The organism is Natrialba chahannaoensis JCM 10990 (assembly GCF_000337135.1).
Classification (GTDB): Archaea; Halobacteriota; Halobacteria; order Halobacteriales; family Natrialbaceae; genus Natrialba; species Natrialba chahannaoensis.
In genome coordinates, this window is sequence record NZ_AOIN01000091.1 from 123434 (window position 1) to 139693 (window position 16260).

At 60.0% G+C, this 16260-nt stretch carries 14 protein-coding genes; 8 read left to right on the plus strand and 6 right to left on the minus strand.

Features of this window, described 5'->3' with window-relative positions:
- Positions 1 to 49: 49 nt before the first annotated feature.
- Complete coding sequence (locus C482_RS16495; RefSeq protein WP_006168891.1) at positions 50 to 1303, minus strand: hypothetical protein; 1254 nt, start codon at positions 1301 to 1303, stop codon at positions 50 to 52.
- Positions 1304 to 1414: 111 nt separating this feature from the next.
- Here C482_RS16495 and C482_RS16500 point away from each other — a divergent pair, with 111 nt between their 5' ends.
- The 3 genes from C482_RS16500 to C482_RS16510 all read left to right on the plus strand — a co-directional run bounded on the left by C482_RS16500 (position 1415) and on the right by C482_RS16510 (position 4222).
- Entirely contained in the window at positions 1415 to 2356 is a 942-nt protein-coding gene (locus tag C482_RS16500; RefSeq protein ID WP_006168892.1) for a hypothetical protein, read from the plus strand.
- A gap of 146 nt (positions 2357 to 2502) precedes the next feature.
- Positions 2503 to 3297 carry a class I fructose-bisphosphate aldolase gene (locus C482_RS16505; protein WP_006168893.1) on the plus strand — a complete coding sequence of 265 codons (795 nt, stop codon included), beginning with the start codon at positions 2503 to 2505 and terminating at the stop codon, positions 3295 to 3297.
- A gap of 1 nt (position 3298) precedes the next feature.
- A complete protein-coding gene (locus tag C482_RS16510; protein ID WP_006168894.1) occupies positions 3299 to 4222 on the plus strand; it encodes a class 1 fructose-bisphosphatase in 924 nt (307 codons plus the stop codon).
- Between the two features lie 98 nt (positions 4223 to 4320).
- Here the strand turns inward: C482_RS16510 and C482_RS16515 are convergent, their stop codons facing one another.
- Positions 4321 to 4539 (minus strand): hypothetical protein, encoded by a 219-nt coding sequence (locus C482_RS16515; RefSeq protein WP_006168895.1) that lies wholly within the window; start codon positions 4537 to 4539, stop codon positions 4321 to 4323.
- A gap of 60 nt (positions 4540 to 4599) precedes the next feature.
- Entirely contained in the window at positions 4600 to 5835 is a 1236-nt protein-coding gene (locus C482_RS16520; RefSeq protein ID WP_049896890.1) for a hypothetical protein, read from the minus strand.
- Between the two features lie 711 nt (positions 5836 to 6546).
- Here C482_RS16520 and C482_RS16525 point away from each other — a divergent pair.
- Positions 6547 to 6897, plus strand: coding sequence for a DUF5658 family protein (locus C482_RS16525; protein ID WP_006168897.1), 351 nt, complete (start codon positions 6547 to 6549; stop codon positions 6895 to 6897).
- A gap of 82 nt (positions 6898 to 6979) precedes the next feature.
- Here the strand turns inward: C482_RS16525 and C482_RS16530 are convergent, their stop codons facing one another.
- Entirely contained in the window at positions 6980 to 7441 is a 462-nt protein-coding gene (locus C482_RS16530) for a MaoC family dehydratase (RefSeq protein WP_006168898.1), read from the minus strand.
- 162 nt (positions 7442 to 7603) lie between these two features.
- Complete coding sequence (locus tag C482_RS16535) at positions 7604 to 9004, minus strand: NAD-dependent succinate-semialdehyde dehydrogenase (RefSeq protein WP_006168899.1); 1401 nt, start codon at positions 9002 to 9004, stop codon at positions 7604 to 7606.
- 282 nt (positions 9005 to 9286) lie between these two features.
- Between C482_RS16535 and gdhB the strand changes: the two genes are divergently transcribed.
- On the plus strand, positions 9287 to 10564 hold the full coding sequence (gene gdhB, locus C482_RS16540; RefSeq protein ID WP_006168900.1) for a glutamate dehydrogenase GdhB: 1278 nt from the start codon (positions 9287 to 9289) through the stop codon (positions 10562 to 10564).
- Between the two features lie 465 nt (positions 10565 to 11029).
- On the opposite strand, the gene C482_RS16545 is transcribed toward gdhB, so the two are convergent.
- Positions 11030 to 12319, minus strand: coding sequence for a Cdc6/Cdc18 family protein (locus C482_RS16545; protein ID WP_006168901.1), 1290 nt, complete (start codon positions 12317 to 12319; stop codon positions 11030 to 11032).
- Between the two features lie 975 nt (positions 12320 to 13294).
- On the opposite strand from C482_RS16545, the gene C482_RS16550 reads away from it, so the two are divergent.
- The 3 genes from C482_RS16550 to C482_RS16560 all read left to right on the plus strand — a co-directional run.
- The gene (locus C482_RS16550; protein WP_006168902.1) at positions 13295 to 14167 is read left to right on the plus strand and encodes an HpcH/HpaI aldolase/citrate lyase family protein; all 873 of its coding nucleotides are present in this window, start codon (positions 13295 to 13297) and stop codon (positions 14165 to 14167) included.
- Between the two features lie 204 nt (positions 14168 to 14371).
- A complete protein-coding gene (locus C482_RS16555; RefSeq protein WP_006168903.1) occupies positions 14372 to 15628 on the plus strand; it encodes a Glu/Leu/Phe/Val family dehydrogenase in 1257 nt (418 codons plus the stop codon).
- A gap of 159 nt (positions 15629 to 15787) precedes the next feature.
- Positions 15788 to 16260: DUF2062 domain-containing protein (locus C482_RS16560; protein WP_006168904.1), on the plus strand; the 473-nt coding region annotated here is incomplete at its 3' end.

Genomic DNA, 16260 nt, shown 5'->3' on the forward strand with positions numbered 1-16260 from the left:
CGTTATCCACTCCCGAACGAGACGGGACGATAGCTCGTGCCGTTCAGGGTCAACCGTTGGTGCTGGTCTGTCTCTGCTGTTTTTCTCTCTGCTTTCTATTTCCGTCCAGTGCAATCTCCCGACCGACCAGCGACAGCGCGTATCCGAGCACAGCCGCCCCACCGGCAGCTGGAAGGAACACGAACAGACTGAGAACGAAGATCGTGCCAGCGCTGGGAAACGGCGCTAGCGCAGCGACGGCACCAAGCGGTGCCAGTAGACAGGCCACCCCATACAGCCACGCACTCCGCTCTCCCCGTGCGAGTGCGTGTCCGAACGGCAAGAACAGTACGACCGACAGGCCGAACGTACCGACGAGGAGCGCCTCGAACAGGAACCCGAGCAGCCAACTCGCTCCGGCGAGCACCCCAACGACGGCCAGCCCGAGCAGCGTCAGCGTTCGACGGGAGTGATGTACACCGAGGCGGCGACAGAGCGCGACACAACCGGTTCGTCCGACAGCACCAACCCGACGACTGCGGCCAGTCAGTTCTTGTGATCGACCAGCACCGACAGTACTGGTCGAAACTGCGGCAAACCCTACCATTACCACCGGGACGACACCAGCAAGCACGGTGTGCTCGAGTACTACCGGTCCGAACGTGACCGCCGCCGCGATCCAGGAGGCAGCTGTGTTCGTGAGCCCCGACTGGGCGTAAGTGACGTAGGTTCGACTGTGGAAGTCGTCACCTGCTGCATTTTCGTCATCGGCAGATTCACCGCTCACCCACGTCAGCGTCCCATCCTCGATACTCCCCGCTGCCGGTCTGTTCGTCACCGCGTACCCATCCGGCAGATGAATCGACACTCGCTCGGCGACGAGTTCGTACCGCACCGGGCTGTCGCCAGCATAGAAGTACTCGAGTACCCATCCATCCCTAACCTGAGTTGCGACGTTGGGGACGGTGTACTCGACGTGGACGGTCTGGTCCTCGATAGTTGCCGTGACGTTTTGCGCGTCGTCGCCGACAGCGTGGTATCGATTCCGGCTGTCATTGACGGTGGTCGCGAGCGCGCGCTCGTCGTTCTGGTAGTGGGCAGCAGCCGTTTCATTGACCGGGACCTGCGCGACCCACTGGGAGTCACCGCTCTCGTCAACGTGGATGTCGAGCGTTCCTGGCTCGGTTGCACCGTTGATCGTGTCGGTGCCACAGACCTCACAGATGGGTGACGGTGGTGGCGCGCCAGCGGCGAGTGCGACGACTGCGAGACAGAGAACAGAGAGGGCGACGACGACTGTAGCGACGCGGGGAAGTGAACGCATACGAGACAGTCACCACCAGTCACAATAGTAGTTCCGTCGACAAGATGTGCATCAATACGAGGACAAGTTTCAAGACTCGACAGTGAGAGCTACGGACGAGCGGTGACTCGCGTGAGTAACGAACAGTTCGTAGCCGAATCGAACGAGGCAGGTTCGGCGAACGAGTGGGACGGGGAGACAGGTGGGCAAACAGATTGCGATCACGAAGAGCGCCCGCCAGCGGTGCGGAAGGCAATCGAAGAGCGGGCTGGGGAGAGCGACAGCGACAGCGACTTCGGTGACGCGGTCGACGAGACTGTCGAGGCTGACGAGATCAGCGAGCCCAGCGAGAGTGCCGAAGACGACACGTCGGAAACGATCAGTCTCGGCATCGGACTCGGTATCGAACTCCCCGTCATCGACGAACCCAACGAGGTCTTCGTGGTCGACTCGACCAACCGGTCGTCCATCGACCGCGAGTCCAACTCTCGGCTCGACGATGACCAGCGCGAGCAGCTAGCAGCGGCCGATATAGACCCCGATGCAGTCACGAACAAGGAATATTCCTACCAGCAACTGCTCGACACTGAGATCGACGAGGCGTTCGCAGACGAACTCCGCAGACGACTCTCCCTGCCGTGGTCGTTCCAGACCGACAGTGATCTGGGCCTCGACCGGCGCTCTGACGAAGTTCGCGGCCTCGGGGCAGCCGAACGCGCGTGGATCGCAGCCAGCGGCACCGAGGACTGGCAACGCTTCGAGTCACAGGAACCGGCTGGGCGAGCGGGGAACTCGAGTACAGACGCGAAATCGGACCCAGACACGGACACCGCAGACGGGAACGATATCGGCGGTGGCAACGCTGGCGACGAACGCCCGTATCCACGGCCAACTCCAGTGACCGACGTAACGGGTGTCGGGCCGGACGACGCGGCGGTGCTCGCTGAGGCAGGCGTTACCTCTGCAGAGCGCCTGGCGACGGTTCGGGCGGTGACGGTCGCCCGCCTGCTAGAACTGGACGTGCTCCACGTTCGGTCGTGGCGACACAACGCTCGTGAGTTGCTCTCGTCCTGACGCTCGTCACACAGGTTTCAACGCTTATTTCACGTGGTCCGCACACGTTCGTCGGATCGTCCTGGTATATAATTACTACTCGAATAAGTAATTTCGATAATGCGGACCATCAGAGATTTATAGCGGCCTGTTGGACCATCTAACAGATGATTCCGATCGACGATTCCCCAATCGTTCGTGACGGTAAGACACTGATCCTCGCGATGGACCACGGCCTCGAACACGGCCCGGTCGACTTCGAAGATGTCCCGGAAAAACTCGACCCGTCGACGGTCTTCGAGACGGCGACCCACGACGCCGTCACCGCAATGGCCGTTCAGAAGGGGATTGCAGAGGGCTACTACCCAAGCTATGAGGACGATGTCAACCTCCTGTTGAAGGTAAACGGCACCTCGAACCTCTGGATGGGCGAGTACGACTCGGCGATCAACTGCTCGGTTGACTACGCGGCTGAAATCGGTGCCGACGCCGTCGGCTTCACCCTTTACGGCGGCTCGAACCACGAAGTCGAGATGGCCGAAGAGTTCCGTGATGTCCAGGAAGACGCCCGCAAACACGACCTCCCGGTCGTCATGTGGTCGTACCCCCGCGGTCAGGGACTCAAGAACGACACCAAGCCGAGCACCATCTCCTATGCGACCCGCCTGGGACTCGAGCTCGGTGCCGACATCGCGAAGGTCAAGTACCCCGGCAGCCCCGATGCGATGGCACACGCCTGCAAGGCCGCCGGCGACATGAGCGTCGTCATGAGCGGCGGGTCGAAAACCTCCGACTACGACTTCCTCTCGACCGTCGAGGACGCTATCAACGCTGGCTGTACCGGCCTCGCTGTCGGCCGCAACGTCTGGCAGCGCGAGAACCCGACGCGCATTCTCGACGCACTCGAGAGAGTCATCTACGAGGAGGAGACGGCAGAGGCTGCACTCGAGGCAACCGAATAGGATGACGGTATCCGATCCGGTTGTCGAGGCCGTCGTCGCGACGGTGAGTCGCTCCGCGACGGAGATTCGACAGGGGCTGGTCGGTCGTCGCGGTGCCGTCGGTGAGGAGAATCCCAGCGGCGAGACCCAGGTCGAAGCCGACATCTGGGCGGACGAGTTGCTCGCCGATCGGCTCTCGGCGATCGACGGGGTCAGCCAGTATGCGAGCGAGGAGCGCGAAGCGGTCATCGACTGTGCCGGCAGCGATGGCGGTGGTGCTAGTGCTGGTAATGACGGCGACAACGGCGACGAAAGCGCGGCCCCAAGAGATGGCTACGCAGTCGCCGTCGACCCTCTCGACGGCTCCTCGAACCTCACGTCCAACAACGCGATGGGAACTATCGTCGGCGTCTACGATGCCCCACTGCCAGCCCGCGGTGAGGACCTCGTCGCAGCGGCATACGTACTCTACGGCCCGATCACAACGATGCTCCTCGCAACCGAGGACACCGTCTCGGAGTACGAGTTGACTGGCGGCGAGCGTCGTCTCATCCGCGAGGACGTCACGCTCCCCGAGGAGCCAGTCGTCTACGGCTTCGGTGGTCGCGTCCCCGACTGGACGGACGCGTTCTCCGAGTACGCTCGCGAGATCGAAACCGAGCTCAAACTGCGCTACGGTGGCGCGATGATCGGTGACGTCAACCAGGTCCTCACCTACGGCGGCGTCTTCGGCTATCCGGGACTCAAGTCCCGTTCCGAGGGCAAGCTTCGCCTGCAGTTCGAGGGCAACCCGGTTGGCTACATCGTCGAGCAGGCGGGCGGCCGCTCCTCGAACGGCGAGCAGTCACTGCTCACGGTCGAGCCGACCGACGACATCCACGAACGGACACCGGTGTTCGTCGGCAACGAGTCGCTGATCGACCGACTCGAGACGCACCTGTCCTGAACAGGGATTGGTACTGAACTCGGAACCGGAGCCAGACTCGAACTGACACCCAATTTGGAGCCTCGTCACCGACTGACGACGTGTCACACTCGGCTCTATTACCACGGTCGCGTAATCGACACGTAGACTGCGACGCCGAGGAACAGCGCCGCGTAGAACGCCCAACGTGGCCAGCCGGTCTGTAAAAACAGCAGCGTCAGCAACAAGACGAACGCGGCGACGATAATCGCGTCAGCGATAATCCGGCCGATCCCGCCACGGATCGTGCGGCCGCTTGGAGTCGACCCCGTACTCGAGTGTGACGAGCTGTCGCTCACTGTTGCCTCCTCGTGGTCAGTGGTGTGTCAATCAATGCAGTCGGTCGCCGTCGGCGGCGCTCAGAAGTGATAGCCATGTAATTCTGTCAATCTGTACGCACCGACACCCCAGACGTAGCTCTGGCCGGGCCACCAGGTGCGAGCGTTGTTGAAGCCAGCGATGAGGACGTCCTCGTCGTCACCCGCTGGATCAGCGTGAAAGCTCACCGATCCGCTGTCACCGTCGGTTAAATCCATCTGCCCGCCCCACCGGATCTGACCGTACCGGCAGAAGTCGTCCGTAAAGCAGGTCACCGCGTCGATTCCCTGTATCGCACCCGTCGTGTGGCCAGTCATCGCGCCGACCTTCTCGAGTCGTTCGCCGCGAGCCATCAGGTCGGCGAGACCGAGCTTGGTGTACTGTCCGCGAACTCGCAGCGGCGACTGCGTGTCGATCAGGCTGACTGGCTCGATGTCGCCGGTCGGTTCGATAGTGGCGAAGTCTTCGACCGGGTGGGCGCTTGCAACGGTACCGAGCGAGACGTGGTCTGAATCGCGGACGGGGAGCGAGACAGGCTCTCCGACCGGGTCGGGATTTCCTTCGAATGCGTGTTCTGCAGTGACGAAGAACGCCTGCTCCGTGTCGGGGCTGTACAGTGCTGGTCCAAGTGTTGCCAAACTCGTCGGCGTCTCACACGCGACGCCGCTCGGAACGTATCCCTCGTGGACGTCTTCGACGAGACGTGGCTCGAACGAGTCGCGGCCGCCATCGATTCCATCGACGCTCTCGAGATCGTCCGCATCTTCGATGTCGCCGACGTCTTCCAGATCGTCGATTCCGCCATCGTCGAAGATCGCCTCGATATCGACTGGAATGCCGGTTGCAAGCTGATTGAGGAGGTCACGAACGGAACCCCAGTCACGCGAGATACCGACCGAGACTGTTGCCGTCTCGCTCTGGTAGGAGCCTGGAACGACCGCACTGCCGAGATAGCCAGTGAACGCAAGCTGTGCCAGCCGCTCGTTTAGCTCAATTGCAGACTCGACCGCCGCGTACCAGCCCGCGGGGACGTATCGAGTCCGCTCTGTCAACGACCAGGGATCGTCCGGGTCCTCCCTGACGAGTGCGGTCACGATCGGTACGTCGCCGTTGTCGGCGCTCAGGAAATCCTCGACACCGAGGAACTGTGCCATGCCAACGGCGTAGCCACCAGTCACGAGCGTCCGGACGAACTCGCGACGGTCCATCCCCGTGTCAAGTCGGTCCCGAATCGTCGCGAGCCGTCGGGTAGAACGTTCTCTCGTCTCACCTGACATATATCTGAGAGTCGATACCGTCTTCGGTTTCACTTCGTCACGTCAAAGCTAATATTCACGTACACGGGTTATTGAAAGCGTGTATCTGCAAGGTAGACAGAATTATGGATAGGCGTTGTGCCTGCAGTTGTCACCAGTAGACACCACTGTTCAATAGCATGCTGACAGGAGCAAGAATACGAATGTACTCACCCCGAACACTCAGTTGGGATATAATAACTGGACGACTGAACGCAAACGTTCGTCACGCCATCGGCAATACGTTGAGTCGTCTCCGTGCTGGTGACCGCGGAGACAACCGCCGAACCGACACACCTCCAACCGGTTCGTGACACCCACGTCGCACATTCCTCCCAACTCGCCCGCTCGTGGCGTATGCCGCCCTGCCGCGTCGCTGGGTGTTCGATACCGGTGTTCCTCTCACTCTCCGTTTCCCGGCTAGTGATCTCAGACGCTGTCGAGAGACACGACATGTCGCTGTCAAGGCGTTTGGCAGTCGTTACTGACAGGTAACCACTCGTAGGACGAGGATACGGCTCGCATAACAATATCCACAATTGGGATAGCACCGGCTGAAATCCGGTTGCTCCCGGTGGGCGACGGCGAACGGTCGGTACTGCATTGTGGATCCCGATGACAGGTCCGACATCCGACCCGCTCGCTGCTCTTGGCCACAGATTGGCTCCCCGGTTCGATTCCGGGTGGGAGTGTATGCAATCCGACGCCGTCTATTCCGTACCACGGCTAACAGTTACTGTCACGACGAGCGACCTCGATCGACTTCTCTGGGTGCTCGTCGCCGTCTCGCTTGTCGGGGATGTCGTGACGACGTTCCTCGGCTTGCACCTCGGACTCACCGAGTCAAATCCGATCGCTCGAAGCGCTATCGATGGCTACGGACTCGTCGGGATGCTCGTTCTGAAAGCCGCGGCTGTCAGCGTTGGACTCTGCTGTCGACCGCTTCTACCCAGAGTGTATCAGCCGATCGTTCCTGCTGGACTGGCGCTCCCGTGGCTCATCGCAAGCGGGATCAACGTCTACATGATTTCGACGGTACTCTGAGATCGGGAGCGTGCCAAAAGCCACCGTTTCGGCCGACGTCATAAATGGTGGGAAAAGCATCTATTCGCCCCCAGTTCGGCGATCACTCGTCGTCGACGAACTCGCGTTTCAGCGAGAGTGCAGTCCGATCGAACTCACACACCAGTTCGTCGTCCTGATTGAACACTTCAACGTGCATCGTGACGACGCCGCGGTCGCCGTCGCTGGTCTCGCGCTTGTCGGTGACAGTCGACTGGACGCGGAGGGTATCGCCGTGGAACACGGGGTGGGGGTGTTCGACGTTGTCGTAGGAGAGATTCGCGACGATAGTTCCGTCGGTCGTCTCAGGAATCGAGATGCCGACAGCGAGACTCATCGTGTAGAGGCCGTTGACTAGCCGCTCGCCGAAGTCGGTGTCAGCTGCGAACTCGTCGTCTAAGTGCAGCGGCTGCTGGTTCATCGTCATATCACAGAATCGCTGATTGTCGCTCTCGGAGACCGTTCGCCGTCGTTCGTGTTCGATCGTTTCGCCGACCGTGAACTCCTCGTAGTACAAACCGGTCATACGTGCGACGTGGCGGGGTCACCTCAAAAAGATAGTGCAGTGGTGGCGCTCAACTGCGGTGTTGTGCCGTCACCATGGCCGGCGTACTGGCCGGAGTGAAAGCGTCTACTAGTACTACTACAACGACTACTACGACTACAGAGTGCCTTCTACAGCGCCCACTCACTCCACCAGTTCCGTCTCCTCACCAGCGTCCTGTTGTACCCAGATCGCCTTCGTGTTCACGAACTCCCGGATACCGTCACGTGCGAGTTCGCGACCGTAGCCCGAGTCCTTGACGCCGCCGAAGGGCAGCCGCGGATCGGACTTGACGAGTTCGTTGACGAACGCGAGCCCCGAGTCGAACTCCCGGGCGACGCGCTCGCCGCGTTCCAGGTCGTCGGTCCAGACACTCGCACCGAGCCCGAATCGGGTGTCGTTGGCCTTCTCGATCGCAGCCTCCTCGTCGGGAACCCGGAACACCGTTGCAACGGGACCGAACAGTTCCTCCTGGTCTGCTGGTGCGTTCTCAGGAACGGCAGTCAACACCGTCGGCGGATAAAACGTACCCTCACGATCCATCCGCTCGCTGCCGAGCCGGATCTCGCCACCCTGCTCGACGGTCTCCTGTACCTGTTCGTGCAGCTGGTCGAGCAAATCTGGCCGCGCCTGCGGACCGATATCCGTCTCCTCGTCGAGCGGATCGCCGACAGTCTGCTCGTCCATCTCCGCGACGAAGCGGTCGACAAACTCCTCGTAGACATCCTCGACGACGATGAATCGCTTCGCCGCAATACAGGACTGCCCAGAGTTCAGGAGTCTGGCCTGGACTGCCGTCTCGACCGTCTCGTCCATCGGGGCGTCCTCGAGTACCACGAACGGATCGCTGCCGCCGAGTTCGAGGACAGTCTTTTTGAGTTTGCTACCGGCGGTTTCGGCGACCGCACGGCCTGCGCCGTCGCTTCCGGTGAGCGTCACGCCCTGAATGCGGTCGTCCTCGATCACCGCCTCGATTTCGCTGGAGTCGATTAACAGCGTCGTGAAGACATCCTCGGGGAAGCCAGTCTCGCGGAAAATAGCTTCTATCGCGCGTGCGCAACCGGGGACGTTCGAGGCGTGTTTCAACAGGCCGACGTTCCCCGCAGCGAGGTTTGGTGCGGCGAATCGAAACACCTGCCAGAAGGGGAAGTTCCACGGCATGATCGCGAGGATCGGTCCGAGCGGCTGGTGTGCGACGACCGTTCGGGCGTTCGGATCGCCTGCAACCACCTCATCCTGGAGGAACTCGGCCGCGTGTTCGCCGTAGTAGTCACAGACCCATGCACACTTTTCGACCTCGGCACGCGCCTGCTCGATCGGCTTGCCCATCTCTCGTGTCATCAGTTCGGCGTACTTCTCGGTGTTCTCCCGAAGAACGTCGCTCGCATCCACGAGCAACCGCTGGCGCGTCTCGATTGGCACATCACGCCACTCCTCGAATGCAGCCTGTGCGCGCTCGAGTCGCTCGTCGCGTTCGCTCGCATCCGTTTCATCGTACGTCTCGATTACGTCGCCGGTCGCCGGATTCGTACTCTCGATGGACACAGAGAAGCAACCACAAGCAACGGCTTCAAAGGAACGGGGTGTCAACCGCGAGGACCGGTTCGTTATTTCCGTCCGCACTAGTGGATGGAGATCGGCAGTAGTTACTCGCTGGAGCAAGTATTGCACGAATAGCGGGAGAGTAACAAGGGTTATGACGGTGGGTCGGAAACGCACACACCTACACCCGCCGGCGGTTTCAGTACGCGTACATGGCGTGGCTCACTCACGTCCGGCCAAGATGCTGTCTGATCGTCGTCTTCCGCGGGTACAGCCACTCTCACTATGACCGCAGCCGAACCGACAACGGAACCCGACGAAGAGGAAAGCGCAGTCGAAACAGCCCGTCGCCAACTCGAGCGTGCGGCCGCACACCTGGATGTCGACGAAGGGATCGTCGAGCGGCTTCGTCACCCGACCAGCGTCTACCGGGTCACGATCCCACTCGAGCGCGACGACGGCACGCGTGAGATGTTTACCGGTTACCGCGCCCATCACGACAGTGTTCGTGGCCCCTACAAGGGCGGACTGCGCTATCACCCTGCCGTCAACGAGGAGGAGTGTGTCGGTCTCTCGATGTGGATGACCTGGAAGTGTGCCGTGATGGACCTGCCCTTTGGCGGCGCGAAGGGCGGTGTCGTCGTCAACCCCAAAGACCTCAGCACGGACGAGAAAGAGCGACTCACCCGCCGATTCGCCGAGGAGCTTCGACCCGTTATCGGCCCGATGAAAGACATCCCAGCACCGGACATGGGAACCGACCCCGAGACGATGGCCTGGTTCATGGACGCCTATTCGATGCAGGAAGGCGAAACCACGCCGGGCGTCGTCACCGGCAAACCGCCAGTCATCGGCGGCTCCTACGGCCGTGAGAAATCGCCTGGCCGCAGTGTTGGCATCATCACTGCCGAGGCCGTCGACTACTACGGCTGGGACCTCGACGAGACGACTGTTGCCGTGCAAGGGTTCGGTAGCGTTGGCGCGAACGCTGCCCGCTATCTGGACGACCTCGGCGCATCGATCGTCGCCGTCTCCGACATCGACGGCGCGATCTACGACCCCGACGGTCTCGACACGAACGACGTCGAAGACCACGACGAAACTCCTGGGATGGTCTCGGGCTACAATGCCCCGCAATCGCTCACCAACGCGGAACTGCTCGAACTCGATGTCGATGTTCTCATCCCCGCTGCAATTGGGAACGTGCTCACCGGGGATAACTCACGCAACGTCAACGCCGACATGATCGTCGAGGGCGCAAACGGTCCAACGACCTCGACGGCCGACCAGATCTTCGAAAAGCGCGATATTGCAGTCATTCCGGACATTCTCGCGAACGCCGGTGGCGTCACCGTCTCCTACTTCGAATGGCTTCAGGACATCAATCGCCGTGCGTGGAGTTTAGAGCGCGTCCACGAGGAACTCGAGACGGAGATGCTCCGCGCCTGGGGCGCGGTCTGTGAGGAGTACGAACGCAACGAGGTGACCTGGCGCGATGCGGCGTACATCGTCGCACTACAGCGCATCGCCGAGGCACACGAGGCACGCGGCCTCTGGCCGTAATCGCGGTCAGACTGCGAACACGAACCGAACCGTGAACGGGCGACCGGAGTCAGTTGTGGTTCCCCTCCACCCAGACCCCTTGTTCAGACTGAAAGTACCATCACACCACCGTCGTTCGGTATCTCCATCCTCACCCTGTCGTTCGCCGCCGCTCATCTCCATTCCATCCCGTCTTCGGTATCTCCATTCTCACCTCACCCCTATCGGTCGCCATCGTTCATCCTCACCTCACCCCCGTCGTTCAGACTGTACTCAAGTACGGACCCAAACCCAGACACAACAGACTCACACCCAAACCAGAACCAGAATTCAACCAACAAGAGACGAGTACTCCCACCAGGACGGGCACAACACAGATCACTCGTACAATCGATCACAGACGGAGGACAGCCAACTCAAGTACACTTTTCATGACAGTGCGGAAACGACAACACACAGGCGAGCCAGAGTTACCGCCGGAGCGGACTAGGAGAACGAAGACAGATCTGTCTCGACATCACGCTCACGCGATGAATCACCGTTCGCGAGTTGGTCGTAGGACGGCAAGTCCTCGAGTGAGGAATCTCGTTTGACTGCCTTGACGATGTGCTTTGGGTCTGTCACGAGTCGATGGAGCAGGTAACTGCCCTGTGAGCGTCCGCCACCGGTCTTTTCGGACTCGATCACGCCGAGAAACGCCTGTTCCTTGAGCTGTCGGTACAGTCCGTTCTCCGTGATCGGGTCGTTCGCGACCAGCTCACAGATACCAACGTAGCGCTGGTAGATTTCTCGGGTCTTGTACGTCTCGCGGTCGCCAGTGATGATGCGACTCGCGAGCGAGTAGAGGGCGAGTTTGGCGTGGACCGTCGCGCCACTGGTCAACTCCTCGATGCGGTTGATCTCGGCGACTTCCTGGGCCTGCTGGATGTGGTCCTCCGAGACCGCCTCCGAACCGGTGCGGCGAGCTAACTCGCCTGCTTCCTTCAGAATCTCGATCGCCTTGCGTGCGTCCCCGTGCTTCTTCGCCGCGAGTGCTGCACAGAGTTCGATCGTCCCGTCCTCGAGAACGTCCGGCTGGAAGGCATCCTCGCGATTGCGCATGATCTCACGAAGCTGGGAAGCGTCGTAGGGGTGGAAGAACAGCTCGCGGTGGCCGAAGCTGCTGTCGATGCGTTCATCCAGAGTTTCGCGGTACTGAACCTTGTTGCTGATGCCGATCACGCCGATGTAGGCGTCCGTCTTGCGCGCTTCGCGAGCGCGAGAGAGTTGCATCAAAATGTTGCTGTTGTCGAGTTTGTCGATCTCGTCTAAAATGACGATGACAGCGTCGAAGAAGGACTCCAGAATACGCCAGATGTGCTGGTAGTACTCCATGGTTCCGACGCCGCGAAGCGGGATGTGGTCCTGGTAACCAGTCTGTTCCTTGAGGCTCAGGGCGAGTTGGCGGGTCGCACGCGTCTCCGTGTTCGCTTCGGAGCAGTCGACGTAGAGGACGCCACAGTCGATCTCGTTGCTCCGGGCGGCATCCTGGGCTCGCGTGGCGACGTGGCGAGAGATGAGGCTCTTTCCGGTCCCCGTTTTGCCGTAGATCATCACGTTGTTCGGTGGATCGCCGCGCGTGATCGCGCCGACTTCAGCGGCAACTGACTGGATCTCGTTGTCCCGACCGACGATCCGGTCTTCGTCGGGCACGTGACCAACGTGCAGAAGCTCCTTCCGATTGAAGATCGGATCGTGAGATTGAAAGAGCGGGTCCCCACCGGCCGTATCAGCCATGCTTCCATTCTGGAAGACAGGTATTATAAAACCACGGGAAAGAATGCAGACTGATAACGAGAACGGGAACGGCCCAATTCGGTCACAATGCCGCTATAGAGGGCCTTGTTCTACGTTATCGGCGATTGAACAGTCATCGAACAGACCCACCCCTGGTTCAGAGTGAAACGTGTGATAACAAGGAGGGGGTAGAGGTGTGGACATTGGATGGGTGAGTATTGCTCAGTCGGTTGTAAAAGGAGGGACTCTCGCCCTGAGTGCACACAGTGTCACACACTGTGGCTTCTCTCAGAAATTGCATAAACAGCCTCTCATACTTCTTGTCTTACTCTTTCTCCCTATCTAGTCTAGAACCGTTTCTAGTTATAACTTGTATTTTACGGTACTGGTGACTATATCCTGTAGAAGGTCATTTTTATATGATTTCCTGAGAGAAGCCACATTCACACATCACAGACCAATCAGATGAGACGAGAGCACATGTGATGTTGCAGTTCTTCACCCATCTTACGAACATAACTGACCAGTCGATTCCACCTGTCTGTTCCAGCTCTTTTTACTCTACTTCACACCCTTTTCATGCATACCGTACTCTTCTCATCCGTCTCATCCCTCTCTCACCTTCCTCCCCCTCCCCCACCACCAATCGAATACACTCTGAACAAGGGGTGTCCCTGGGTCAATTTCTTCTCAGAGATACACTACTCACCGCTATTGCCCGCTCTCCCGGTGCTTACTGGGAATTACGAGAGTCGACTCGTTGGCTTGAATCGCTACTCCTGTCGGTCCCTTCTGTCACCCCCCAATTCAGAGTGAAAATGTTCACGGTTTATTTCACTCCCTCCGGACCGCCGCTTTCACTTTGAACAAGGGGTGTCCCACTCTGTGACCAGTCCCACGCGACTCACCTCCCGTCTCATCACTCCCCGTATCAGGTCCCATACTTTGACAGTAGTGGTACGCGCACAGTCGGCTATGGTACGACGCAGTATCCTCTTCACACCCGGCGATCAGCCGGATATGCTCCGCAAGGCACCCAGCGCAGGGGCTGACGCAATCGTATTCGACCTCGAAGATGCGGTCGCACCCGCCGAGAAAGAGTCGGCACGAAACACGGTTCGCGAGGTCCTTACAGATCCAGCGTTCGACCCCGATTGTGAGGTTTGCGTCCGGGTGAACGCTTCCGTCGACGATCTGACGGCAGACCTCACAGTCATCGCTGGTCGCACTGACACCGCCGGTTCGCCGACCGATCTCCGCCTCGATAGTGTCATGCTTCCCAAAGTTGGTTCCGCTGATGACGTCCACACGCTTGTCGGGGAACTCGAGTCCCACGGACTCGACATCCCTATCCTGGCGCTTATCGAAAACGCCCAAGGGGTGCTCGCTGCACCGGCAATCGCAGCTGTGCCCGAAACCGATGCACTCCTGTTCGGTGCTGAGGACCTCTCGGCGGATCTGGGCGCGACACGGACCGATGAAGGAACGGAAGTACTCTACGCACGCGAGCGCGTCGTCGTCGCAGCCACCGCACACGACTGCCAGGCGATCGATACGGTCTTCACCGATTTTGGAGACCAAACGGGACTCGCCGAGGAAACCGAGTTCGCGATTCAACTCGGCTACGACGGCAAGCTGGCGATCCACCCCGCACAGGTTGAGCCGATCAACGAGGCGTTCACGCCGACGACAGAGGAACTCGAGTGGGCGACGGCTGTACTCGAGGCCAAACGGGAAGCGGATGCGGAGGGGCGAGGTGTCTTCGAGGTGGATGGAGAGATGATCGACGCGCCGTTGATCGCACAGGCAGAACGGATTCGTGAGCGGGCGGCTGCAGCTGAGTTGTGAGGTGCTATCACCAGTAGTAGAATCGTTTTAACCTCCGTCTCAGAGTCGACGTAACACCTGGCACAGAGCCAAGGCTACACCGATTGCAGGATCAGCACCAATACCCGTATCGGATATATACACGACTATAATCCTTATATTGTGTTTTACTTACTATGGATGATGTTCGCCACGTTTATTTTCGGTTCTGCTGAATAACGGTCTATGGCAGCAGAGACAAACCCGTTCGAGAGTCTGCAGTCGCAGATCGACGATGCGGCAGCACATCTCGAAATCGGTGACGACGTGATCGAGCGGCTCAAGCACCCTGAGCGCGTGCTGGAGACGAATCTCACGGTCGAACTCGACAACGGCGATCTCGAACGGTTCAAAGCCTTCCGCTCGCAGTTCAACGGCGACCGCGGGCCGTACAAGGGCGGCATCCGCTACCATCCGGGTGTTTCCCGTGACGAAGTCAAGGCACTCTCGGGCTGGATGGTCTACAAGTGTGCAACTGTCGGAATCCCCTACGGAGGCGGCAAAGGTGGGATCATTGTCGATCCAGCAGAGTACTCCGAGACCGAACTCGAGCGCCTCACTCGCGCGTTCGCAACCGAACTGCGTCCTCTAATCGGCGTCGACCGCGACATTCCCGCGCCCGACGTAAACACCGGCCAGCGGGAGATGAACTGGATCAAAGACACCTACGAGACGCTCGAGAACACCACCGAACCCGGTGTCATCACGGGCAAAAATATCGCCAGCGGCGGCAGCAAGGGTCGCGTCGAGGCAACCGGCCGATCGACCGTGCTCGCCGCTCGCGAAGCGTTCGACTACCTCGGCAAGGATCTCGACGGCGCAACCGTCGCCGTCCAGGGATACGGGAACGCCGGCTGGATCGCCGCCAAACTGATCGACGAGATGGGTGCCACCGTCGTCGCCGCGAGCGACTCGAGTGGCGGCATCTACAACCCGGACGGCTTCGACCCGGTCGCCGCGAAGGAACACAAGAACGAGACCGGAAGCATCGTCGGCTACGAGGAGAGCGAGGAGGAGATCACCAACGAGGACGTGCTCACGCTGGATGTCGACCTGCTCATCCCGGCCGCACTGGAGAACGCGATCGATGGTGACCTGGCCGAAGACGTCTCCGCCGACGTGATCTCGGAGGCCGCGAACGGGCCGCTGACGCCCGAAGCCGACACGGTGATGGAAGACAAGGATGTCTTCGTCATCCCAGACATTCTCGCGAACGCCGGCGGCGTCACCGTTTCGTACTTCGAGTGGGTCCAGAATCGCCAGCGCTTTTCGTGGTCCGAAGAGCGCGTGAACGACGAACTCGAGACGATCATCGTCGAGGCGTTCGATGCACTCGTCGAAACCTACGAAGAGCACGATCTAAATAATCCGCGGACCGCCGCATACGTCGTTGCGTTGCAACGCGTCGCCGACGCGTACGACGAAGCAGGCTCGTTCCCGTAACGAGCGTCGACGCTACTGATACCGTCCACATCGGCTGTCGTTCGTGAGGGTGGGCAGTGTCCGAAACAGCGTGTGGATCTGACGGAGAGCCGATCTCTTTCCCTGACTCTCGGTACCTTTTTGCACGTTGGGTCGAACGAGGGAGACGGACAGATATACGTGAGTCTCCGGGTTCGCTTGGGCCGCTATCGTGCCACTGCTCGCACAAAGCTTCGACAGGCGTTCGAAGAAGAGCACACGCCACACCAGGTCGCCGCCAGTTTCGCACTCGGCATCTTCGTGACGGCGCTGCCGACTGGCGGACTGGGACTCGGGCTCTTCGTCGTCTTTGGACGGCTCTGGTTGTGGGTTTCGACACCGGCACTGTTCGCCTCCGCGGCGGTTCTCAACCCGTTCGTCAAACCGGCAGTGTATGTTTCGAGTATCACACTCGGTGGGATTCTCCTCGGAACAGATCCAGTCGTCTCTTACGAAACGGCAGCCGAGTCGGCCAGCGTAGCCATTCGGCAGTTATTGGTCGGAAACCTGCTCATTGCAGTGGCCCTCGCTGCAGTGAGTTACGTCGTCGTCCGCCGGTTGACACTTGCTCGTCGCGCACGTCAGGCCCTGTCTCTTATACACATCTCTGAGCG